Raw genomic sequence first — 22148 nt, 5'->3', positions numbered from 1 at the left:
GCGGCCCGAGCCTTGCTCGGTGTCAGCGGTGGGCGCGGTCGCCGTCGGGCGAGGCGTCGATGGTGGCGCCGACGCCGACGCGCGTGAAGTCGATCTGCTCGCCCGGCTGGAGCGGGAAGTGACACGCCACGTAGTGGTTGGGCCCGATCGGGCGGAGGACGGGCTCCTCCGCCGCGCACCGTTCCTGGGCCTTCGGGCAGCGGGTGCGGAACCGGCAGCCGGTCGGCGGGTGGATCGGGGACGGGACCTCGCCGCCGAGGACCCGCTCCTCGTCGGGACGCACGGACGGGTCGGGGACGGGGATGGCGGCGAGCAGCGCGCCGGTGTACGGGTGCGACGGCTGGGCGTACAGGTCCTCGGGCGACCCGACCTCGCACATCTTGCCGAGGTACATGACGAGGACCCGGTCGCTGACGTTCTTCACGACCGCGAGGTCGTGGGCGATGAACACCATCGTGAGCCCGTAGCGGCGCTTCATGTCCTCGAGCAGGTTCAGGATCTGGGCCTGGACCGAGACGTCGAGGGCCGACACGGGCTCGTCGCAGATGATCAGCTTCGGGTCGGTGACCACGGCCCGGGCGATCGAGATGCGCTGGCACTGGCCGCCCGAGAACTCGTGCGGGTGGCGGGCGGCGTTCGCCGGCTCCATGCCGACGGCGTCCAGGACCTCGTCCACCTTGGCGTCGCGAGCCGGCTTGTCGCCCAGCTGCCAGATGTCGAGGCCCTCTCGGACGATGTCTCGGACCCGTCGGCGCGGGTTCAAGGACGAGATCGGGTCCTGGAAGATCATCTGGAGCTGGGGGCGGACGCGGCGCAGCGCCTCGCCCCGGAGGCTCGTGAGCTCGACGCCGTCGAAGCGGACGCTGCCCGACTGCGGCGGCGGGAGCTGCATCACGGCCCGCCCGGTCGTCGACTTGCCGCAGCCGGACTCGCCCACCAGGCCGAGGGTCTCGCCCGCCATCATGTCGAGGCTGACCCCGGACACGGCGTGGACCCGTTCGTTGAGGTGGCCGACGGGGAACTCGACGACCAGGTCCTCGACCCGCAGGAGCGCTCGCTCCGGGTCGCGCAGGTGCGCGGTCCCCGTCCCGGCCATCAGGCCCCGCCCGCGGCAGCCACGGTGGCCGCGGCGGGGACCCGGCCCTCCCGCTCGTTGCGCTCGAGCGCCTCGTTGCCCTCGGGGGTGCCGACGGGGAACCAGCAGCGGAACTCGTGGCCGGCCTCGACGCCGGCCCGGAGGGGCGGCTCCTCGTCGAGGCAGCGCTCCTGCACGTAGCGGCAGCGGGCGGCGAACTTGCAGCCGGGCGGCGACTCGGACAGGTCGGGGGGCCGGCCGGGGATCGTGGTCAGGCGGGTGTGGCTGTGCTCGTCGATCTTGGGGATCGAGGCGAACAGCGCCTCGGTGTACGGCATCTTCATGTCGGCGAACAGGACGCTGGTCGTGGCCCGCTCCACGATCCGCCCGGCGTACATCACCGCGATCTCCTGGGCCCGGCCGGCCACCACCCCGAGGTCGTGGGTGACGAGGATCATGGCCATGAAGCGCTCGGACTGCTCCTTGGCGATGAGGTCGAGCACCTGGGCCTGGACGGTGACGTCGAGCGCCGTCGTCGGCTCGTCCGCGAACAGCAGCTTCGGGCCGCAGGCCAGCGCCACCGCGATGCACACGCGCTGGCGCATCCCCCCGGAGAGCTGGTGCGGGTACTCGCCGAGGCGGACCTTCGGCTCGGGGATGCGCACCGAGGCGAGCAGCGCCTCGGCCAGCCCGACGGCGTAGTCCCGGGACACGTCGAGGTGCTGGCGGATCGACTCGGTGATCTGGTTGCCGATCTTCATCACCGGGTTCAGCGACGTCATCGGGTCCTGGAAGATCATCGACATCTGGGCGCCCCAGTAGGCGCGCATCTCCTTCGGGGACAGGGTCGAGATCTCCCGTCCCTCGAACCGCACCGAGCCGTCTCGCACCAGGCCCCGGTGGGGGAGCAGGTTCATGATCGACCGGGCCAGCACCGTCTTCCCCGAGCCGGACTCGCCGACGATGCCGAGCGTCTGGCCCCGCTCGAGGCTGAACGACACCCCGTCGACCGCTCGCACCAGCCCCCGGTCGGTGTCGAACGCGGTCTTGAGGTCGGTGACCTCCAGCAGCGGCCCGTCGTACTGGACCTCGGTGAAGCGGGCGCTCAAATGCCGGCCTCCCGCACGTCGAACCGGGCCCGGACGACGTCACCCAGGTAGTTGAGGGCCAGCACGGTCACGAAGATGAGCAGCGACGCCTCGAACACGATGTGCGGGTTGTTGAACAGGGCGTTGCGGTCCAGGGCAATGATGTTGCCCCACGACGGGGCCGGCGGCCGCACCCCCACGCCGAGGATGGCGAGCGTGCCCTCGGCCACGATCGCCACCGCGATGCCGAGCAGCGAGATCGAGAACATGGCCGGCGCCACGTTCGGGAGCACCTCGCGGACCATGATCCGGCCCGGCCGGGCTCCTTGGGCGCGAGCCGCGAGGACGAACTCGCGCTGGCTCCACGTGAGCGCGCTCGCCCGCGAGATGCGACCGACGAGCGGCACGGCGACGATCCCGATGGCGATGATGAGGATCAGGACGTCGGGGAGCACGGCCTTCGTTCCCGCCGCCTCGCTGCCCTGCAAGAAGGCAACGAGCGCGAGGGCGAGGACGATCGCGGGGACGGACAGCATCACGTTGAACATGTTCGCGATCAACGCGTCGACGTCGCCGCGTTGGTACCCGAAGTAGACCCCGGCGCCGATGCCGAGGAACGCGCCGATGACGGCTGCGACGGCGTCCGGGAGCCCGAGGCCCGCCGCGCCGACGACGCCGCCGACGATGACGCCGAAGGCGGCGCCGAACACGCCGCCGACGATGGCGGCGATGACGCGGCTCGGCTGGCCCGCGAAGTAGCCGGCGACGATCCCGAGGCCCCCGCCGACGATGAACCCGACCGCGATGGCGCCGATCGAGACCAGGAGCGACGTCCAGGCGCCGAGGGCCAGGCGGGCGATCATGTCGCGCCCGTCGGTGTCGCACCCGAGCAGGTGACCGGAGGCGGACCCGTCGGTGGAGAACGGCCCCTTGCGGGCGCAGGAGGCGTGGACCGCCTGGGGGTCGCCCCAGGTGAAGATGCCGGTCTTGGCCAGCACGGCCACGAGCACGATGAAGACCATCCAGGCGATGGCGATCCAGGCCCCGACGCTGAGCCCGGGGCGGCGGCGCTCGCCCTCGGGACCGGCCTCGACCGCCTCGACCCCGGGCAGGGCGGCGTCGGCGGTGAGCGCGTCGCCGTAGAGCTCGCGGGCGTCCGGCCGGAGCACGTCGGTCGGGGGGGTCGCCCCCCGACCGGGCCCGGGGCTCGGGCGGGCGCTACGCCGCAACCCGGGCACGGCGAATTCTCGGGTCGAGAACGGCGTACAAGAAGTCCACGAGGAAGTTCACGAGCACGAAGAGCACGGCGATGATCACGATGTAGCTCTGGAGCTCCACGTACTCCCGGGCGTTGATCGCCTGGAAGATCTTCAGGCCCATCCCGGGGACGGTGAAGATCACCTCGACCACCACCGCCCCGCCGATCAGGGTGCCGACGCTCAGCCCGGCCACGGTCAGGAGCGTGAGGCTGGACGGTCGGAGGGCGTGACGCCACAGGATCCGCCGGTTGCTCAGCCCCTTGGCCTTGGCCAAGGTGATGAAGTTCTCCTGGAGGGTGGCGATCATGTCGGTGCGGAGCAGCCGCATGTAGACGGCGATCTGACCCACCGCCAGCGTGAACGCCGGGAGGATCATGTACCGCAGGTGCTGGCCCAGGTCCATGTGCGCGCTGCCGTTGAAGATCGGGTCGAGCCAGCCGGGCGCGTACCCGCCCGTCGGGAGCCACCGCAGCTGCGCGCCGATGAAGAACGACAGCAGGAGGGCGAGCACGAAGTTCGGCAGGGCCAGCGCCCCGAACGCGGTGGTGTTGATGACGCTGTCGGTCCGGGTGCCGGCCCGGTAGGCCGCGAGCACGCCGAGCGGGATGGCGATCGCCAGCGAGATGATCTGGGCGTAGACCATGAGCTCGAGCGACACCGGCAGGGACTGGTTGACGAGGGTCGAGACCGACCGCCCCGACGAGTACTGGTGCCCGAAGTTCAGCTGCAGGAGCCCGGTCAGGTAGTCCCAGTACTGGGTGAAGAAGCCCTTGTTCAGCCCCAGGTCCGCCCGCAGCCGGCGGCGGGCGGCCTCGAAGAACGGCCCCCGGCCGAACGGGATGATGGTCTGGGTCGGGTCGCCCGGCAGGAGCCGGATCAGAAGGAAGGTGAAGAAGCTGACGACGATCAGGACGACCGCCAGCTGCATGAGCCGGCGCCCGATCAGTCGAAGCAGCTCGTTGTGCATCCTGCTGGTCCGTTGACTCCTGCCTGGACTCCTAGCTCTTGCTCAGGCCGAGCACCGGGATCCGCCCGTAGGCGAACAGCGGCTTCCCGTGACCGTCTGGCAGCGGCGGGAAGTTCAGGTTGACGGCCGAGTTGTAGCCGATGGTCCAGTTCACGAACCAGGTCGGCAGCAGGTAACCCTTCTGGGCCATCAGGCGGTTGAACTGCTGGTAGATGGGCGCCGCCTGCGCCGCTGACGTCGCCCCCCGCCCCTGGTCGAGCAGGGCCTGGGCCTGCGGGTCGTTGAACCCGCCGAAGTTCACCGGGCTGCCGCTCTGGAACCAGATGAACGTCTCGGCGTCCGCAGCCTCGCTGTACTCGCCGTAGAGGTTCCGCCACAGCAACACGTCGATGCTGAAGCTCAGCGCCTTGTTGATCAGGGTCGCCTGGTCGAACTGGGCGATGGTGGCGTTGATGCCGGCCTTGCTGAGCTGCTCCTTCAGGAGCTGGGCCTCGGCGCTGGCGTCCGGGTCGGTCGTCGTGCCGAGGATGACGTTGAACTGGCCGCCGCTCTGAGCCTTGTACTGGCTGACCAGGGCCTGCGCCTTCTTGAGGTCGAAGTTCGGGAAGCCCGCGTTCGACAGGTAGCCGGGGACCTTGCTGTCCATGACGCTGTTGGCCACCGTGAAGACGCCCTTGTTCCGGATCTGGTTGATCTCGGTGCGGTTCACGGCCAGCTGGAACGCGGTGCGGGCGGTCTGGTTGTTGAACGGCGGGTTCTTGGTGAGCAGGAAGTAGTGGGAGATCTCCCGGAAGCCGGGCTGCTGCGTGAGGCGCTTGACGCCTGGAATGTTTTTGAGGTTGTCGACCTGGAGACCACCCGACTGGTGGGTCAGGTCGATCTGGCCGCCTTGCAGCTGCGTGTTGCGGGCGGCGCCGTCGGGGATCGGCACGAAGGTGATCGAGTTGGCCTTCGGGTAGCCGGGCTGCCAGTAGTTCGGGTTCTTCACGACGACGGTCGACTGGTTCTGCTGGTACGACTGCAGCTTGAACGGGCCGGTGCCGATCATGTTCGTCGAGCACCCCGGGCCGCTGTTGATCTGCGCCGGCGCCTCGATGCCCATCCGACCGGTCGAGTACAGGTACTCGGGGAAGTCGGCCACGGGCTTCTTGAGGGTGACCTGCACCGTCGTCGGGTCCACGACGGTGACGCCCTGCACGAACGAGAGGTAGATGGCGAAGAGCGGGCCGCCGGACGCGCTGACGCCGCCGGGCAGGCCGGCGTAGGTGTCGAGGTTCAGCTTCAGGGCGGCGGCGTCGAGCGCCTCGCCGTCCTGGAACTTGACGCCAGGGCGGAGCCCGATCGTCCACTGGGTGAAGTCGCTGTTCGGCGTGACCGACTTGGCCAGGTACGGCACCGCGACGCCCTTGTCGTTCGGGACGGTGAGGGTGTCGTAGATGGCGGCGACGACCTGGATCCCCGAGATGGCGAGCTGGGCGCGGGCCAGGCAGTAGTCGGTCGTCTCGGCCTCGAGCCCGAACTTCAGGTCCCCGCCGCTCTTCTGCCGCCCGGCTCCGTGCGTCGACGCGCCGGCGATCCCCCCCAGCGTGGTCAGGGCCAGGGCCCCCGCGGCCACCAGGGCCACGGCGCGGGCGAGCCGACGAGGTTCGTGCCGGTGCGGATCGGCCACCGTGTTCCCCCCAGAACTGATGGGACGCGGACGTCCCGCGGGCCGTGCTGCTCGTGCGGGCTGTGACCCCCGTCACGGTGCCGCCACTCTAGAAGCCCGCCGCGGGCTGTCAATGGCGGCCCCGGGACTCTACTGGCCGGTAACGAAGCCCGGGGGGGTCGAAGAACCGCGGGTACCGTCGGCGGCGATGGGGCCGCGCTGGCTGAGGGTCAGCCCGTCGTGCCGGATCGACCAGCGCGAGCTGGTGGTGCGAGCCAGCCGGTCGGGCGGCCCCGGCGGGCAGCACGCCAACACCTCCGACACCGCGGTCGAGGTCGTCTTCGACGTGGCCTCCTCCCGGTCGCTCGGGCCCCGTCAGCGGGCCCGGCTGCTCGAGCGCCTCGGCCCGGTGGTGCGGGCCCGCGCCGCCGACAGCCGCTCCCAAGCGCGCAACCGAGAGCTCGCCCTCGAGCGGCTCGCTCGTCGCCTCGCCGCCGCACTCCGCACCGCCCCGCCCCGCCGACCCACGGCACCGAGCGCGGCCACCAAGCGCGCTCGGGTGGAGACGAAGCGGCGCCGCAGCCAGCTCAAGCGGCGGCGGTCCCGGCCCCAGCCCGACGAGGAGTGACACCGCGGCGTCGGCCCTGACCCCGACGCCGACCTCGGTCCGGGCGAGCACCGGGGGAGCCGAGCGCCCGCGCCGGTCGGGACCGGCTCTGCGAGGCTGTCGGGGTGCACCTGGTCGTCGACGCGGTCTGTACCGGCGCCGGCGCGCTGATCATCGTCGCCGTCCTGGACTCGGCGCTGCGGACGTTCGTCCTCCCGCGCGGCGTCACCCCGTTCCTGACCCGGGCGCTGGCGACGACGCTGCGAAAGGGGTTCGACCTGCTCGCCCGCGAGGGCAAGACGTACGAGCGGCGCGACCGCATCATGGCCCTGTACGGGCCGGTGTTCCTCCTGCTCCTCGTGGCCTTCTGGATGGCGCTGGTCATCGTCGGGTTCATGCTCATCTACCGGGGCGTGCTGGAGGTGACGGACTGGCAGCACGCGTTCGAGCTCAGCGGCTCGTCGTTCTTCACCCTCGGGTTCGCGGCGCCGCCGAGCGGCGTGGCGAGCGCGATCCTGGTGTTCCTCGAGGCCGGCTCGGGGCTCGGCCTCCTCGCCCTCCTCATCGCCTACCTGCCCACGATCTACGGCGCCTTCTCCCGACGCGAGCTGGCGGTCACCCAGCTCGCCACCCGGGCCGGACGCCCGCCGAGCGGCGTCGAGCTCCTCCAGCGCTACCACGCCATCGGCTGGAACGAACAGCTGCCCGAGCTGTGGGCGGCATGGGAGGCGTGGTTCGCCGACGTGGCCGAGACGCACACGTCGCTGGCGGTGCTGGTCTTCTTCCGGTCGCCGCACCCCGACCGCTCGTGGGTGACGGCGGCGGGCGCGCTCCTGGACGCGGCGTCGCTCGCCCAGTCGACGCTCGCCATCCCCTGGTCACCCCAGGCCGGGTTGTGCATCCGGGCCGGCACGCTCGCGCTCCGCGAGATCGCCGACATCTTCAGAATCCCGTACGACCCCGACCCCAGTCCCGACGACCCCATCAGCATCGCCCGCTCGGAGTTCAACGACGCCTACGAGCGTCTCGGTGGGTCGGGGGCGCTGGTGCGGCCCGACCGGGAGCGAGCCTGGCGCGACTTCGCCGGGTGGCGGGTGAACTACGACTCGGTGCTGCTCGGGCTGGCCAGCGTGACGATGGCGCCATACGCGCCGTGGTCGTCGGACCGGTCGCTGCGCTGGCGGCCCCGGTTCGTGCGGCGGCGCCGCGCCACCCCGGCCTGAATCGCCCCGAGCCGCGCGCACGGCGCCACCGCACGTGGCGCGACCTGACGTGAGCGTCAGGCGGGTTCGTGGCTAGAGTGCGGCCCATCGTCGGCCGACTTGGGGGGAGTCCGATGCGAAGGAACCGTGCCGTTCGGGCCTGCATCGTCGCGGTCGTCGCCACGCTGACGGTGGGGGTGGTCGGAGCCGGCCCCGCCGGCGCCCAGGCCGGCCGTCCTGGGGTCACCCCCACCACGATCAACGTCGGCGGCATGGCCGGCGTCGAGAACTTCGTCGGCCAGCCCTACGCGTCCGGCTTCGACGGCGTCCAGGCCTACTTCAACTACATCAACGCCAAGGGCGGCGCGTTCGGTCACAAGTTCAAGCTGATCGCCAAGCTCGACGACCAGGACTCGCCGTCCCAGGACCTGATCCAGGCCCGCTCGCTCGTCGAGGAGAAGCACGTCTTCGCCGTCCTGCCGGTCGTCGTCGACAACTTCAGCGCCGGCTCGTACCTGGCGAGATCCGGCGTCCCGACCTTCGGATGGAACATCAACGCCCAGTGGGCCACGGGCTACCCGACCGTGGGATCGGCCTACCCGGCTGGATGCTCGACGAGAGGGGTGGGCCCACCGTGCACCGGGAGCGGCGCACCGAACCTGTTCGGCGAGAAGGGCTCGTTCCTCTGCTTCGACTGTCCGCAGGAGGCGCCGGCGTACCTCGCCCAGCAGGTCGGCGCTCGCAACGTCGCGATCCTCGCCTACACCGTGCCGCAGTCGGCCCAGTGCGCCAACGGCATGGAGGCCGGCTTCCGCAAGTTCGGGCTCAACGTGGTGCGCAACGACAAGTCGCTGACACCTGGCTTCACGGATCTCGGCTCCGACGTCGACGCGATGAAGGCCGGCAACGTGCAGTTCGTCGGCACGTGCATGGATGTCGGCGCGAACGTGCGCGTCGCGCAGGCACTGCGCCGGGCGGGACTGACGAACGCAAAGTTCTACGCCCCGCAGGGCTATGACCCCACAACGCTGAAGAAGTACGGCAGCGAGCTCAACGGGTTCTACTTCGGCATCGACTTCATGCCCTTCCAGTCGATCAACCAGTCACCGGGCATGACGCGGTGGGCGGCCCAGATGAACAAGCTCGGCAAGCCGCTCAACGAGCAAGCACTCGCCGGCTGGATCAACGCCGACCTGCTGTACCAAGGCATCAAGGCCGCCGGCCCGAACTTCACCCAGGCCTCGGTCGTCAACGCGATCAACCACATCAACGGCTACACGGCCGACAACATCATCTATCCGATCAACTGGGCGGTCGACCACGGGCCGGGCCCGGAGGCCTGCACCGCGTACGTGGCCGTGATCAACGGCAAGTTCGTGCCGCAGTTCGGCAAGCCCGGGCAGCCCTGGGTCTGCAGCCAGAACTTCCCGCTGCCGGACGCGCTCAACTCGTCGACCCTCTACTACCGGCCGCCGAAGCCGACCGACGTGCTGCCGCCCAGCGCGACGATCCCGACCACGACGCCCCCGCCGCCGTAGCCAGGCCTGGGGGAGGGAACCCGAGGAGATCCGCGACCGGAGGTTGAGGGCCTCGTGAATCAGATCCCTGCCTGGCTGATCGAGGGCATCCCCTTCGGTTGTGTCTACGCGCTCATCGCCGTCGGGATCGTCCTCACGTACAAGACGACCGGAGTCTTCAACTTCGCGTTCGCGGCGCAAGCCTTCCTCGCCGGCGCCGTGTACGTGGAGATGGTCGAGGTCGACGGCGACCCGCGCTGGATCGGGCTCGTCACCGCGGTGCTGCTCGTCTCGCCGCTGTTCGGCCTGCTGCTGGACCGGATCCTGTTCCGGGCCATGCGAACCGCGGCCTGGCAGGTGAAGCTCGTCACGGTCCTGGGCATCTTCGTCGCGCTGCCGGAGATCGTGAAGCTGTTCATCAGCGGTGAGCAGCCCATCCCGGTCACCGCGACCTCGAGCATCCCGAAGATGCTGGGAATCAACGCCGCTGGCTTCAACATCGGGTCGCACTTCGTGGCGTGGGACTTCACGATGACCGCGATCATCACGGTCGTGCTCGTCCTGGTGCTCGGGTTCGTGTTCCGGTACACCGCCATCGGGCTGCAGATGCGTGCCGTCGTCGAGAGCCCGCGCATGGTGGAGCTGGCCGGGGTGAACTCCGAGCGGGTGAGCGCCGTCGCCTGGATGCTCTCGAGCCTGCTGGCCGGGATCGCCGGCGTGCTGCTGGCGACCCTGGCCCAGAGCCTCGACGTGACGACCTACGTCCTGCTGCTCGTCGTCACCATCGCCGCCGCCGCGGTCGGGCGGCTCCAGAGCCTCCCCGTCACCCTCGCGGCCGGCATCGCCCTCGGCGTCGCCGACCGGGCCCTGCCCGACGTGCTCCACAACTGGTTCGGGCTCAGCACCAGCGGGGAGGTCGCCCAGGACATCCGGCCGACCCTGCCCTTCCTCGTCCTGTTCCTCGTCCTGGTGCTCGTTCGCTCGATCCGCCGTCGGGAGTCGGTGGACCCCCTCGCCGGGGTCGACCCGCCCCCGCCGGCCATGGCGCACACCTACAAGACGCCCGAGGTCGAGCGGCTCACGAAGATCGCCTTCCCGGTCTTCATCGTCGGGTTCATCGCCGCCATGCTCACGATCGTCAGCGGCCTGTGGGTGCTGCGCCTCACCGACGGGCTGACCCTGACCGTCATCTTCCTCTCGATCACGATCATCACCGGGTTCGCGGGCCAGATCTCGCTCGCGCAGGCCACGTTCGCCGGGCTGGGGGGATTCACCGCGGCCGACCTGGCCGTCGACCACGGGATCCCGATCCTTGCCGGGATCGTCATCGGCGCCGTCGTCGCCGCCGCCGCCGGCGCCCTCTTCTCACTGCCCGCCCTTCGTCTCGGCGGCATCTATCTCACCCTGGCCACCTTGGCCTTCGGGCTCATGGTCGAGAACGTCGTCTTCAACCGGTCCGAGATCTCGAACGGGAACGTCGGCGTCCACGTCCCGCGGCCCGAGTTCGCGCAGAGCGACCGCTCGTTCTTCCTCTTCGTGTTCGCGGTCTTCGCGCTGGTGGCGTTCGCGGTCATCCTGATACGCAAGGGGACGACCGGCCGGTTCTTCATGGCGATCCGGGGCAGCGAGGCCGCGGCGGCTTCGATCGGGATCAACGCCACCGCGCTGCGCATCACCCTGTTCGCGGTGTCGTCGGCGGTCGCCGGCATCGGCGGGGCGCTGTACGCGATGGTCGCGCAGGACATCCGGGTCGGGCAGGGGGCCACCTTCCCGACCATCATCGGGATCGCCTGGGTCGTGCTGGTCGTCACGCTCGGCTCCCGCACCGTGGACGGAGCCGTCAACGCCGGGATCAGCTTCGTGGTGGTGCAGTGGCTGCTCCAGGACGCGCTGCACCTCGAGCCGGGCATCTTCCTCATCCTGTTCGGGCTCGGCGCGATCACCTACGCCCGCCACCCCGAAGGGATCGTCGAGTACAACACCCGCAAGAGCATCGTGCAGATGGGCCGAGCCCGAGCGTTGAACGCCCGAGCGAAGGCGTACGCCGCGGCCCGGCGGCTGCCCGAGTCCTACACCCGCGTGGCCGCCGTGGTGGTCCCCTGCGCCGCCGGTCCTGCCCTCTACCTCGCCTACCTGCTCGGCCGGAGCCTGATCGACGACTCGTGGGCGAAGGTGCACACGGTGACGCTGCTCGTGTTCATCGTGCCGAGCGTCGTGTTCCTCCTCCTGTGGATGCTGCGGACCGACGGGTCCCTGCGCGGCCTGGGGGGCGCGCCACGCGGCTCGCTCGTCATGCTCGGCGGCGCCGTCCTCGGCGCCGCGGCGGGGCTCGGCCTCCACTCGGGCGGCCACAGCATCCCCCTCTTCGGCGACCTGCCGGGCAGCGTCCTCGACGACGTGCTCGTCGGCGTGGCCGCCGGGGCCGCGTTCGCCATGTTCCTGTGGCTGCCGGCCCAGGTCGAGCGGGTGGCTCGGTCCAAGGGCTGGCTGGACCTGCCGATGGTCCACCGGGACGGCGTCGTCCCGGCGGTGTTCGTGGTCGTGGGCACCTACTTGTTCTCGCGGATGACGGCCGCGAGGGGCATCGGGACGATCGGCGCCGGGACGCCGCCGAGCGGGTGGCCCGTCGTCCTCGTGGTATTCATGATCACGGTCGTGTGGCTCCAGGCCGTGGCCGGGATCCAAGGAGCGGTGAACGAGGTGTCGATCGGGCAGGAGGGCGAGGTGCGGGCCATGGCCGAGGGCCGAGACGAGCCGGAGGCGGCGCCCGCGCCGGCGTTCGTGCCCACCCCCGCCGGTGGCAGCGAGTGAGCGCGCCGAGCGTCGCCGAGGCGACCGGCCGCGGGTCGGCCCCGGAGCCGCTGCTCGCAGCGCGCGGCATCACGAAGCGCTTCGCCGGGATCAGCGCGCTGGACCAGGTCGACCTCGACGTCGCGCCCGGGGAGATGGTCGGCCTCATCGGACCCAACGGCGCCGGGAAGACCACCTTCTTCAACTGCCTGCTGGGCATGCTCCGCCCCGAGGGCGGGACGGTCCGCTTCGACGGGCGCGACATCACCCGCCTGCCGGTCCACCGGCGGGCCCGGCTCGGCTTCGGCCGCACCTTCCAGCGGCTCGAGCTCTTCTCGGGGATGACGGTGCGGGAGCACTTCCTCGTCACCGAGCGAGCCCGCCGCGGAACCGGTCGGCTGTGGAAGGACCTGCTGAACCTGGCGAAGCCGACCGCCGACGAGCAGGCCCTCGCCGAGCGGATGGTCGAGATCACCGGTCTGCAGCGGGAGGCCGACAAGCCGGTCGAATCCCTCTCGCTGGGTCGGGGGCGTCTCGTCGAGCTCGGCCGAGCCCTCATGACCCAGCCCAAGCTGCTGCTCCTCGACGAGCCGTCGTCCGGGCTGGACGTGAAGGAGACGGCCGGCCTGGCGGACAAGCTCGCCGCCGTGCAAGCCGAGCACGAGTTCGCGGTCCTGCTCGTCGAGCACGACGTCGAGATGGTCTCCAGCCTCGTCACCCGCTTGTACGTCCTCGACTTCGGGGAGCTGATCGCGTCGGGCTCGACCGCCGCCGTGCTCGGCGACGAGCAGGTCCGCCGCGCCTACCTCGGGGACATGCTGTGAGCGCTCGCGCCGCACCTGCGCCGCTGCTCGAGCTGCGCGGCGTCGAAGCCAGCTACGGCCCGTTCCGCTCCCTGTTCGGGGTGTCGTTCACGATTGCCGAGGGGGGCGTCACCGCGCTGCTCGGCGGCAACGGCTCCGGCAAGACCACCGTCGTGCGGATCTGCTCGGGCCTGCTGCACCCGATCGGTGGACAGATCCTCTACCAGGGCCAGGACGTCACCGAGCAGCGCGCCTACCGCCTGGCCCGGATGGGGGTCGTCCACGCGCCGGAGGGCCGCTCGGTGTTCAGCACCCTCTCCGTGGAGGAGAACCTGGCGCTCACGTTCCGGCAGTGCTTCGGCCGGCGGGAGGCCCGGGCGGCCCTCAGCCGCGCCTACGACCTGTTCCCCCGGCTCGGGCAGCGGCGGCGACAGGTGGCGGGCACGCTGTCCGGCGGGGAGCAGCGGATGCTCTCGCTGGCGCGGGTGCTGGTGCGGGCGCCGAAGCTCCTCATCACCGACGAGCTCTCGTTGGGCCTGGCCCCCCTCATCATCGACGAGGTGTACGCCACCCTCGCCACCATCCACGCCAGCGGCACCGCGCTGCTCGTCGTCGAGCAGCACGTCCGTCAGGCGCTCAGCCTCGCCGACCACGTCGTGGTCATGGGCAAGGGGCGGGTGCAGCTCTCGGGTCGCACCGACGAGCTCGGTGACGTCAGCGACCGGATCCTGCCCGCGATCCACGGCGAGGGCGGGTCCGGGAACGGCGCCGGCCCGACCCGGCGCTGACACCGCCGGAGACCGGCCGCCCGCCCCGAAGGGCGAGCGGCCCGATCACCGTCTCAGCGTCGCAGGGAGCCGTCTACGAGGGCGGCGGGACCGGCAGCCCAGCGGCTTGGTAGCACTGGTTGCCGTAGGGCGAGTTCGGGATGGCCATGCCCAACAGCGCCGTGAGGTCGCACACCGTCTGCGCGGTGATGAGCCAGTGGCCCTTCACGAGGACGGCACCCCCAGCGTTGTGCAGGCCGAGTGGCGCCTGCGTCGTCCCCGTCGCCTTGTCCTTGTACTGCAGGTCGTAGGTGAAGCTGGCCGTGGTCTTGCCCGTGCACTTCGGGGCGATCCCCGCGGGGATGTCGTCCTGGGTGTCCTTGACGAGCCCGGCAGTCTTCGCCGCAGTGAAGGTCTGGTCGATCACGGTCGTGAGCGCCGACCCGCCCTGCACGTAGGCGGTCTTGCCGGCCGCCGTCGGCTGGGTCAGGAACTGCGTCATCGAGTACACGATGCCCTTCTGGGACTTGCTCGAGCACTTGCTCTCTTTCGGTGGCTGCCCACCGGGTGAACCCTTCGCGCCCGCCGGCCCGGCCAGGGCCGCCATCAACGTGGCGACGAGCCCGACCGCGGCGAGGACCGCACACGTCTTCCTCATGCTCCCCCCTGGGTCTGTCATTGCTGACGCTGGCGTCAGGAACGTAGCACCGGGTCTGGCGCCTCGGCAGTCACCCCTCGGGCGGCGGCACCGAACAGGCTCGCGTGCGTCACCGCCGCCAGCGTGATCACCAGCTCGTCCCGGTCGGCGCGGACCTGCTCGGCCTGCTGGTAGTAGACCGCGCGCTCGATCATCGCCACCAGGGCCAAGGCCGCCACCCGTGCGTCGAGGTCCGGGGCCGCCGCCCGCACGCGCGTCGCCAACTCCCGCGCGAACTGGGCGACGAGGTCGTCGCCGACCCGCCCCAGCTCGGTGTCCGCGATCTCGGCCTTGGTCCAGGTCCGCAGCAGCGCCCCGTGCTGCGCGTAGAGGTCGGTGAAGCGGCCCAGCCAGTCGACGAGCGCGGCGTAACCGTCTCGGTCCGGGTTCAGCGGAGGCAGCTGCCGGGCCAGCGCCGCCATCGACGCCGCCACGTCCTCGGCCAAGGCGCGGAACAGGTCCTCCTTGCTGGCGAAGTAGAGGTAGAAGGTGCCGTGCGAGGTCTGGGCCGCCTTCACGATGTCGTCGACCCGGGCGGCGTGGAGCCCGCGCTCGGCGAACACCGCCGCGCCGGCGTCGAGCAGCCGGCGCAGGGTCCGCTGGCCGCGGGCGCGCAGCTCCCGTCCCGAGCCGGGGCCGGCGGCGGACCGGCCCGCGGGCCGCGCCGCGGCGCCGTCCCGAGGGGTCATCGCGGACGCGGAGCGTACTTTGCCTGACGGCCGTGTCAGGTTTCCGGGCGCCGCGATACGCTCCGCGCGTGCCCGCGGCCGCCCCGACGTTCGACGCGCTGCACGTCGGCGACGCCGCCCCGCCGCTCGTCGTCGACTCGCTCACCCGCACGAACTTCGTGCGCTACGCCGGCGCCTCCGGTGACTTCAACCCCATGCACCACGACGACACCGTGGCCACCGCGGTCGGCAACCCGTCGGTGTTCGGCCACGGGATGCTCACCGCCGGCCTCATGGCTCGGGTCGTGAAGGACTGGTTCGGCCCGACCGCGATGCGACGGTTCCAGGTCCGGTTCGCGAAGCAGGTGTGGCCTGGCGACACGCTCACCTGCACCGCCACGGTCACCGGGAAGCGGGAGGAGGGCGGCGAGCGCCTCGTCGACCTGGCCTGCGCGGTGACGAACCAGGACGGCGTCGAGGTGCTGACCGGCACCGCCACCGCGGCGGCCTGAGCGCCGTGGGGCTCCTGGACGGGCGCGTCGCCGTCGTCACGGGCTCCGGTCGCGGCATCGGCCGCGAGTTCGCCCTCGCCATGGCCCGCGCCGGCGCCCGGGTCGTGGTCAACGACGTCGGCGCGACCCTCGACGGCGGCGGGACGGGCGAGGACCCGGCGAGCCAGGTGTGCGCCGAGATCGACGCCCTCGGCGGTCAGGCGATCGCCAGCCACGACTCCGTCACCGACTTCGACGGCGCCGCCCGCATCGTCGGCAGCGCAATCGACGCCTTCGGGCAGCTCGACATCCTCGTCAACAACGCCGGGATCGTCCGCGACCGGACGCTCACGAAGATGACCGAGGAGGACTTCGACGCCGTCCTCGCGGTGCACCTCAAGGGCTCGTTCAACTGCGCCCGGCACGCCGCCGCGGCCATGCGCGAGGCCGGGTACGGGCGGATCATCAACATCACGAGCTCGGCCGGGCTGCGCGGCAACTTCGGTCAGACGAACTACGGCGCCGCGAAGGCCGCGTTGATGGGCCTCACGTTCATCTGGGCCCTCGAGCTGGGCCGGTACGGCATTACCGTGAACGCCGTCGCCCCCGCCGGCGCCACCCGCATGACCGCGGCCTTGTTCGAGCGGTCCGGGTCGGCGCCGCCGCCCGAGCAGGACCCGGCGCTGAACGCCCCGCTCGTGGTGTTCATCGCCTCGGAGCGGGCCGGGCACGTGAACGGCCAGATCCTCGGGCGCACCGACTTCGCCTACACGCTGTTCCAGCACCCGAAGCAGATCGCGTTCATGTGGCGGGACGGGGGCTGGACGCCGGAGCTGGTCGCCGAGCACTTCGACCAGGTGCTGGGCCAGCACCTCCAGACCGTCGGCATGGTCATGCCGTCGGGGATGGAGTATCAGGGCGAGTCGAAGTAGGGGGCGCCGGGTGCGATACCCGCTCGGCGTGCTCGACCTGGTGTTCGGTCCGGCGTCACCGTCGGAGAGCTCCCGCCGGGCCGCCGCCCTCGGCTACGAGCACATCGACGTGGTCGTGGACGTCGACGCCGCGACGCTGGCGCTGCCCGTCGGCTGCCCGACCGCGTTCCCGAAGCCGCAGCCCGGGTGGTGCTCGACGCCGGCGCCGCGCGCCGGGCCCGGCATGTGGGAGCGGACCGTGCGCTGGTTCCGCGACGCGCCCGGCGCGCTGCTCGAGCCCTGGGCCGGCGCCACCGTGTGCTCCCGCGAGACCGTCGAGGCCATGCGGGCCGAGGTGCCGGGGCTGCGGCTGCTCGTGGACACCGGCCACGTCGCCGACTGGGGCGGCGACCCGCTCGAGCTGCTCGAGCACGCCGACCACGTCCAGCTGCGCCAGGGTCGCCCCGGCGCCACCCAGGTGCACGTCGACGACCCCACCGGGGTCGTGGACTTCGGCGCCGTGCTCGCCCGACTCGACGCCCTCGACTACCGGGGCCGGCTGTCGGTCGAGTACTTCGACCTGCCCGAGTACGGCTGGCCGCTCGCGGATCCGCTCGGCTGGGCGCAGGCGCTCACCGCGCGCGTCCGCGCCCTCATGGGCGCGCCGCCGTGAGCCGGCGCTCGAGGTAGGCGACGGCGTCGAGGTCGTCGACGGCGGCCGTGGCCCGGGCCATCCCGCCGCGCCCGACCGCGGCGCTCTGCCAGCGCTCCCCGACGCCGGCCGTCGACGTCGCCGACGCCCACGCGTACACCGCGAACAGCCGGTACTGATCCCACGCCGTCGCCGCGTCGAGCGCCACGCCGCCGGCGGCCAGGCCGTCCCGGTAGCGGCGGATCCACGCCTGCTCGTGGGCGCGGCGGACCTCGGTCGGCACCGACCCGCACAGCACGTAGGCGACGTCCCACATGCCGGCCCGGGCCATGACCATCCCCCAGTCGAAGAACCCCGGCCGGTGCCCGTCCACGAAGAGGTTGCCGAGGTGCGGGTCGCCGTGGGCGAGGGTGCGGGGCTCGACCTCGAAGAGCGACGCGATCTCGGGTGCCCGGGCGACGTACAGCTCCCCGAGGCGGGTGAACACCGGCGGCATCTCGGCCGCGAACCGGTCCACGGCGCGGGCGATGAACGGGCCGCCGCCGCCGAAGGCGAGCCGGGCGCCCTGGCGGACGAACGCGAGCGGGCCCGTTCGCAGCGCTTCCGATCCCCAGAACCGGGCGTGGAGGGCCGCCAGCTCGTCCACGATCCGGCCGGCGAGCTCCCCGACGTCGGCGTCGTCGGGACGGGGGAAGCGGCACCCGCTCGCCTCCAGGTCCTCGAGCACCATCACGTAGCGGCCCCCGTCGACGGCGGCGTGCCACACCCGGGGGACGCGCACCGGGGTCGAGGCGGCGACGTCCCGGTAGAAGGTCGCCTCGGCCACGCCGAGCCCGACGGCGTCGACGAAGCGCCGCTGGCGCTCGTCGAAGGGCGCGAGCTTCACGAACACCGACGCCGGCCCGTTCGTCGCCCCGCCCTCGTAGGTGACGGCCAGGCGCACGCGCCCGGTCGTGCCCGAGTGGGCGTCGAGCACCTCGACGTCGGTGACGGGGGCGCCGAGCGCGCCGGCCAGCCACGGCGCCGTCAGCTCGTCGACGCCGAGCGGGGGCGCGGCGGCGGTCACCGGCCGGCGCCGAGCCGGAGGTCGTCGCCCGGCGCGGCGCGGCGGGGCTCGGGTTGGTCGACTGCTCGCACGCGCGCTCCTCCGCCGGCGGCCCCATCATGGCAGCGAACCGGCGCGTCGTGGCTGGTCGCGACGGCTGCGGCCGCTCACTACGATCGGGAGCGCACCAACGAGAGGCGAGACGCGATGGCAAAGATCACCATCCTCGACCCGACGGCCGCGCCACCCGAGGTGTCGCCCGACCCGGGTCCCGACGCGGGGCCGCTGGCGGGTCGCCGCGTCGGGCTGCGCACCGACGAGACGTGGCAGTCGTGGGAGTGGGTCATCGACGAGTGGCGGAAGGACCTCGACGCCGCGGGCGCGACGGTTCGGGTCTGGACCGCCGGGAACCGCATCGGCGAGGCGGGGGAGCGGACGTTCCGCGAGCTCGACGACTTCGCCGCCGACGTCGACGTGGCCATCGTCGGGCTGGGCAACTGAGGCTCCTGCACCTCGTGGAGCGTCCACGACACCGTGGCCGCCGCCCGCGAGGGGAAGACGGCGGTCGTCGTCGTAACCGCAGAGTTCGAGTCCCTGGCCCACACGATGGCCGCGAACGCCGGGCGGGGCGGGCTGCGCGTCCACGTGCTGCCGTACCCGCTCGAGACCCGTCGCGAGGCCGACGTGCGGGCCATCGCCGCCGAGCACTGGCCGGCGCTGCTCGCCACCATCGGCGCGTCGGGGTGAGCGTGGGCGGGTGGCGCGACCGGTGACCGGGAGCCGCATCGCGTCGCGCGTCGACTGCGGCCCCGAGGGCTGCACGATCGAGTGGCTGGCGAGCGCCCGCCTCGAGGTGGACGACGACCCGGCCGCCTTCACGAAGCTGGCCACCGACGCCGGCTGGGGCGACGGCCTCCCCCTCATCCCGCCCACCGAGGCGCGGGTCCGCGGGCACGTCGCCAGCTCGGGCCGCTTCCCCGACGAGTGCCTCTGCGACCTGCCGCCCCGCAACGGGCGGGCGACGGTCGAGAAGGTGGCGATCAACGCGGTGATGGCCGGGATGCCGGCCGACGCCATGCCGCTGCTCTGCGCGTCGATCGAGGCCATGGCCGACCCGATCCTGAACCTCTTCGCGCTCAACACCACGACGTCGTGCGTGGTCCCCGGCCTGTTCGTGAACGGGCCGAGCCGGGACCGCCTCGGCGTCCCGTACGACGCCGGCTGCTTCGGCGGCCAGGCCGGGCCTGGCCCCGCGATCGGGCGCGCCACCCGCCTCGTCATGCGCAACATCGGCGGTCAGGTCGTCGGCGTCTCCTCGAAGAGCGTGTTCGGCTCGCCCGGGCGCGTCGCCGGCATCGTCGTCGGAGAGTGGGAGGAGCGATCGCCGTGGGCGCCCCTGGCGGCGCGCCGCGGCGTGCCCGGCGACGCGGTCACCGTGCACGGCTGCACCGGCACGATCGACGTGGCCGACATCGTCGCCGACAACGGCGTCGACCTGCTCGAGATCGTGGGCAAGTCGCTCGCCTTCCCCGGCACCAACGCGTTCATCTCGGGGTACCACGGGGCCGAGATCATGGTCTGCCTGGCGCCGCCGTGGGCCGACCTCATCGCCGCCGCCTACCCGGCGATCGAGGACGTACAGGAGCGGCTCTGGACCCACGCGGCCCTGCCGGTGACCTGGTGGCCGGCGCCGCACCAGCAGCAGGCGCACGAGCACGGTCGGGTCGACCGAGAGGGGATGGTGCACCTCGTGGAGGACCCGACCCACATGCTCGTGATGGTCTGCGGCGGCCTCGGGAACCTGCACGCGCTCGCCCTCCACAGCTTCGGGCCGACGCGCGCGGTGACCCGACCGTTCTGACGTGGACACTGGGGCGACGGCTCGTCCCGCCGTCGGGTGAGCCGACCGGGCGCCGCCGTCGTCGGGACCGGGTTCGGAACCCGGGTCCACGTCCCCGCCCTCCGGGCCGCCGGGTTCGAGATCGTCGCGCTGGTCGGCCGCGACGCCGAGCGAACCCGCCGCCGGGCCGACCGGGTCGACGTGCCGCACGCGCTGACCGACGTCGACGCGGCGCTGGCCCGCTCGGACGTCGTCGCGGTGACGATCGCGACGCCGCCGAACGCCCACGCGCCGATCGCCATCGCCGCCGCTGAGTCGGGCAAGCACGTGCTCTGCGAGAAGCCGTTCGCGCTCGATGAGGCGGAGGCCGCGGCGATGCTGCGAGCGGCCGAGCGCGCGGGCGTGACGCACCTCGTCGGGCACGAGTTCCGGTTCGCCCCCGAGCGGGCCGTGGTCGGGCGCGCCATCGCCGAGGGTCGCCTCGGCCAGGTGCGGCTGGCCTCCTTGGTCCAGTTCGTGCCCCTCGTCGCCGCGCCGGACGCGCCCACACCGTGGTGGTGGTTCGACGCCACCGCCGGTGGCGGCTGGCTCGGCGCGTCCGGCTCGCACGTCGTGGACCAGGTGCGGGCGTGGCTCGGCGAGTTCGCCGAGGTCAGCGCCCGCCTGCCGACCGTGTCCGACCGGCGGGGGGTGGCCGAGGACACCTTCACGGTGCGCTTCCGGCTCCGCGCCGGTGTCGACGGAGTGCTCCAGCAGACCGCCGCGGCGTGGGGCCCCGTCAGCGGGCTGACGCGGGTCGCCGGCACCCGGGGCAGCGCCTGGGTCGACGGATCCGAGGCCTGGATCGCCGACGCGGCGGGGAGCCGGCGCCTCGAGATCCCGCCCGACCTCGCGCTCCCCGAGCCGCCGCCTGCGAGCGCGGACCCCCGGCACCGCTTCACCCACCTCGAGCTCGGCCCCTTCACCCGCCTCTGCGAGGCGCTGCGGGCCGGCGTCGAGGGACGCGCGCCGTCAGCCGCGGTGCCGCTGCCGAGCTTCGTCGACGGGGTCGCCGAGATGCGGGTCCTCGACGCCATCCGGGCGTCGGCGGCGGCGAGCGGCGCGACGGTCGCGGTCTGAGCCCGGCCGCCGGACTCGGCTCGCGAGGCGGCCGGCGGCGGGCGGCTCGGGGGGCCGCGCCGCGCTACGACAGGTAGTGGACGACCCCGACGACGTGGCCCTCGGGGTCGCCGAACTGGCCGATCACGAGCTGGTCCATGACGGTCTCCGGGCCCATCATCCGAGTGCCGCCGAGGCTCTCGGCCCGCTTCAGCGCGGCCTCGACGTCGGGCACCTCGACGTAGAAGGTGGTGTGCCCCGCATACCCCTCGGGTCCGGCCCCGATGCCGCCGCCGATCCCGACGCCGTCGGCGTTGACGTTGCTCTCGCGGTCGACGAGCCCGTAGTTCATCGGGTTGTCGGCGTTGATCTTCCAGTCAAAGAGGTCGGCGTAGAACGACCGCAGCTTCTCGGCGTCGGTCCCGATGACCTCGAAGTGGACGACGGGCTGGCCCATGGTGGGTGGCTCCTTCCGCGCCGGGGGGCCGGCGCCTCGTGCTCGTGCTGGGATTCGACGACCGGTCGGGCCGAGACTCATCGGTCGTGCCGCCGGCTGACGCTCCGGTAGGGGTCACGGGCTCCGACCGGGGCGCCACGCCGCCGCCGGCGTCTCGAGCGCGGCCGGCGCGTCGACGTACGCCTTCAGCTCGATCGCGTTGCCGCTCGGGTCGAGGATCATCGCCTTCGTCTGCTCCTGCGACGTGCCGGCGTAGTCGGTCGTCGGCTCGCGCACCCATCGCACGGGGTGGGCGCGCAGGCGCCGCACGAGGGCGTCGAGCTGGTCGCGGCGCAGCGTCACCCCGAAGTGGCGAGCGCCGCGCTCCGACTCGGGCACGACCGCGTCCGGCTGGTCCTGGAGCGTGAGCTGCATCCCGAAGAACCACACGTCGGCCCAGCGCTCGCGGCGTCGGCCGGGCCGGCAGCCGAGCACGTCGACGTAGAAGGCACGCGCCTCGGCGAGGTCGCGGACCGGGAGCGACAGGTGCAGGATCCCGTCGACGGCCACCTTCAACCCCGACCGCC

The 22148-nt window shown here is 72.3% G+C and carries 23 protein-coding genes; 13 read left to right on the top strand and 10 right to left on the bottom strand.

The genetic code is table 11. The annotated features are described in order from the left end of the window. Positions 1–22 precede the first annotated feature (22 nt). The 5 genes from VG869_11710 to VG869_11690 are packed head-to-tail and all read right to left on the bottom strand — an operon-like array spanning position 23 to position 6013. A complete protein-coding gene (locus VG869_11710) occupies positions 23–1096 on the bottom strand; it encodes an oligopeptide/dipeptide ABC transporter ATP-binding protein (GenBank protein HEV3451857.1) in 1074 nt (357 codons plus the stop codon). Continuing rightward, complete coding sequence (locus VG869_11705) at positions 1096–2184, bottom strand: ABC transporter ATP-binding protein (protein HEV3451856.1); 1089 nt, start codon at positions 2182–2184, stop codon at positions 1096–1098. The genes VG869_11710 and VG869_11705 overlap by 1 nt, the downstream gene beginning before the upstream one ends. Continuing rightward, entirely contained in the window at positions 2181–3332 is a 1152-nt protein-coding gene (locus tag VG869_11700) for an ABC transporter permease (GenBank protein HEV3451855.1), read from the bottom strand. The genes VG869_11705 and VG869_11700 overlap by 4 nt, the downstream gene beginning before the upstream one ends. A gap of 49 nt (positions 3333–3381) precedes the next feature. After that, positions 3382–4389, bottom strand: a complete 1008-nt coding sequence (locus tag VG869_11695) for an ABC transporter permease (protein HEV3451854.1) — start codon at positions 4387–4389, stop codon at positions 3382–3384. 31 nt (positions 4390–4420) lie between these two features. Then, on the bottom strand, positions 4421–6013 hold the full coding sequence (locus VG869_11690; GenBank protein HEV3451853.1) for an ABC transporter substrate-binding protein: 1593 nt from the start codon (positions 6011–6013) through the stop codon (positions 4421–4423). A gap of 232 nt (positions 6014–6245) precedes the next feature. Here VG869_11690 and arfB point away from each other — a divergent pair, with 232 nt between their 5' ends. The 6 genes from arfB to VG869_11660 all read left to right on the top strand — a co-directional run bounded on the left by arfB (position 6246) and on the right by VG869_11660 (position 13744). Then, positions 6246–6665, top strand: a complete 420-nt coding sequence (gene arfB, locus VG869_11685; GenBank protein ID HEV3451852.1) for an alternative ribosome rescue aminoacyl-tRNA hydrolase ArfB — start codon at positions 6246–6248, stop codon at positions 6663–6665. A gap of 104 nt (positions 6666–6769) precedes the next feature. Further along, the gene (locus VG869_11680; protein ID HEV3451851.1) at positions 6770–7867 is read left to right on the top strand and encodes a hypothetical protein; all 1098 of its coding nucleotides are present in this window, start codon (positions 6770–6772) and stop codon (positions 7865–7867) included. 113 nt (positions 7868–7980) lie between these two features. After that, on the top strand, positions 7981–9384 hold the full coding sequence (locus VG869_11675; protein HEV3451850.1) for an ABC transporter substrate-binding protein: 1404 nt from the start codon (positions 7981–7983) through the stop codon (positions 9382–9384). Positions 9385–9438: 54 nt separating this feature from the next. Then, positions 9439–12174 carry an ABC transporter permease gene (locus VG869_11670; GenBank protein ID HEV3451849.1) on the top strand — a complete coding sequence of 912 codons (2736 nt, stop codon included), beginning with the start codon at positions 9439–9441 and terminating at the stop codon, positions 12172–12174. Then, positions 12171–12977, top strand: a complete 807-nt coding sequence (locus tag VG869_11665) for an ABC transporter ATP-binding protein (GenBank protein HEV3451848.1) — start codon at positions 12171–12173, stop codon at positions 12975–12977. The genes VG869_11670 and VG869_11665 overlap by 4 nt, the downstream gene beginning before the upstream one ends. Next, positions 12974–13744, top strand: a complete 771-nt coding sequence (locus VG869_11660; GenBank protein ID HEV3451847.1) for an ABC transporter ATP-binding protein — start codon at positions 12974–12976, stop codon at positions 13742–13744. Before VG869_11665 ends, VG869_11660 begins: the two co-directional genes overlap by 4 nt. 73 nt (positions 13745–13817) lie before the next feature. On the opposite strand, the gene VG869_11655 is transcribed toward VG869_11660, so the two are convergent. After that, positions 13818–14381, bottom strand: coding sequence for a hypothetical protein (locus tag VG869_11655; protein HEV3451846.1), 564 nt, complete (start codon positions 14379–14381; stop codon positions 13818–13820). 35 nt (positions 14382–14416) lie between these two features. Beyond that, complete coding sequence (locus tag VG869_11650; protein HEV3451845.1) at positions 14417–15109, bottom strand: helix-turn-helix domain-containing protein; 693 nt, start codon at positions 15107–15109, stop codon at positions 14417–14419. A gap of 68 nt (positions 15110–15177) precedes the next feature. Between VG869_11650 and VG869_11645 the strand changes: the two genes are divergently transcribed. The 3 genes from VG869_11645 to VG869_11635 are packed head-to-tail and all read left to right on the top strand — an operon-like array spanning position 15178 to position 17163. Beyond that, on the top strand, positions 15178–15600 hold the full coding sequence (locus VG869_11645) for a MaoC/PaaZ C-terminal domain-containing protein (GenBank protein ID HEV3451844.1): 423 nt from the start codon (positions 15178–15180) through the stop codon (positions 15598–15600). 5 nt (positions 15601–15605) lie between these two features. After that, complete coding sequence (locus VG869_11640) at positions 15606–16511, top strand: SDR family NAD(P)-dependent oxidoreductase (GenBank protein HEV3451843.1); 906 nt, start codon at positions 15606–15608, stop codon at positions 16509–16511. 10 nt (positions 16512–16521) lie between these two features. After that, on the top strand, positions 16522–17163 hold the full coding sequence (locus tag VG869_11635) for a TIM barrel protein (protein ID HEV3451842.1): 642 nt from the start codon (positions 16522–16524) through the stop codon (positions 17161–17163). Here the strand turns inward: VG869_11635 and VG869_11630 are convergent. After that, positions 17144–18208 (bottom strand): phosphotransferase, encoded by a 1065-nt coding sequence (locus VG869_11630; GenBank protein ID HEV3451841.1) that lies wholly within the window; start codon positions 18206–18208, stop codon positions 17144–17146. The genes VG869_11635 and VG869_11630 overlap by 20 nt on opposite strands. A gap of 186 nt (positions 18209–18394) precedes the next feature. Here VG869_11630 and VG869_11625 point away from each other — a divergent pair, with 186 nt between their 5' ends. Genes VG869_11625 through VG869_11610 form a run of 4 tightly spaced genes read left to right on the top strand, consistent with a single transcriptional unit; the run spans position 18395 to position 21146 of the window. Continuing rightward, entirely contained in the window at positions 18395–18688 is a 294-nt protein-coding gene (locus tag VG869_11625; protein ID HEV3451840.1) for a hypothetical protein, read from the top strand. A gap of 33 nt (positions 18689–18721) precedes the next feature. Continuing rightward, complete coding sequence (locus VG869_11620) at positions 18722–18934, top strand: hypothetical protein (GenBank protein ID HEV3451839.1); 213 nt, start codon at positions 18722–18724, stop codon at positions 18932–18934. Positions 18935–18944: 10 nt separating this feature from the next. Beyond that, entirely contained in the window at positions 18945–20048 is a 1104-nt protein-coding gene (locus VG869_11615; protein ID HEV3451838.1) for a hypothetical protein, read from the top strand. A gap of 36 nt (positions 20049–20084) precedes the next feature. Continuing rightward, complete coding sequence (locus VG869_11610; GenBank protein HEV3451837.1) at positions 20085–21146, top strand: Gfo/Idh/MocA family oxidoreductase; 1062 nt, start codon at positions 20085–20087, stop codon at positions 21144–21146. A 64-nt stretch (positions 21147–21210) separates the two neighbouring features. Here the strand turns inward: VG869_11610 and VG869_11605 are convergent, their stop codons facing one another. Together VG869_11605 and VG869_11600 are read right to left on the bottom strand one after the other, a co-directional pair. Beyond that, a complete protein-coding gene (locus VG869_11605) occupies positions 21211–21582 on the bottom strand; it encodes a VOC family protein (protein ID HEV3451836.1) in 372 nt (123 codons plus the stop codon). 114 nt (positions 21583–21696) lie between these two features. Next, positions 21697–22131, bottom strand: a complete 435-nt coding sequence (locus tag VG869_11600) for a VOC family protein (GenBank protein HEV3451835.1) — start codon at positions 22129–22131, stop codon at positions 21697–21699. Positions 22132–22148: the final 17 nt, after the last annotated feature.

The organism is Acidimicrobiia bacterium, from assembly GCA_035948415.1.
Classification (GTDB): Bacteria; Actinomycetota; Acidimicrobiia; order IMCC26256; family PALSA-555; genus PALSA-555.
The sequence above is the reverse complement of the archived record's forward strand: the minus strand, read 5'-3'. Positions and strand labels throughout refer to the sequence as shown.

Bases quoted from the DNA above. Each gene is read 5' to 3' on its own strand.
- VG869_11710 (HEV3451857.1), bottom strand. From the start codon at position 1,096: ATGGCCGGGACGGGGACCGCGCACCTGCGCGACCCGGAGCGAGCGCTC.
- VG869_11695 (HEV3451854.1), bottom strand. From the start codon at position 4,389: ATGCACAACGAGCTGCTTCGACTGATCGGGCGCCGGCTCATGCAGCTG.
- arfB (HEV3451852.1), top strand. From the start codon at position 6,246: ATGGGGCCGCGCTGGCTGAGGGTCAGCCCGTCGTGCCGGATCGACCAG.
- VG869_11675 (HEV3451850.1), top strand. From the start codon at position 7,981: ATGCGAAGGAACCGTGCCGTTCGGGCCTGCATCGTCGCGGTCGTCGCC.
- VG869_11655 (HEV3451846.1), bottom strand. From the start codon at position 14,381: ATGAGGAAGACGTGTGCGGTCCTCGCCGCGGTCGGGCTCGTCGCCACG.
- VG869_11650 (HEV3451845.1), bottom strand. From the start codon at position 15,109: ATGACCCCTCGGGACGGCGCCGCGGCGCGGCCCGCGGGCCGGTCCGCC.
- VG869_11625 (HEV3451840.1), top strand. From the start codon at position 18,395: ATGGCAAAGATCACCATCCTCGACCCGACGGCCGCGCCACCCGAGGTG.
- VG869_11605 (HEV3451836.1), bottom strand. From the start codon at position 21,582: ATGGGCCAGCCCGTCGTCCACTTCGAGGTCATCGGGACCGACGCCGAG.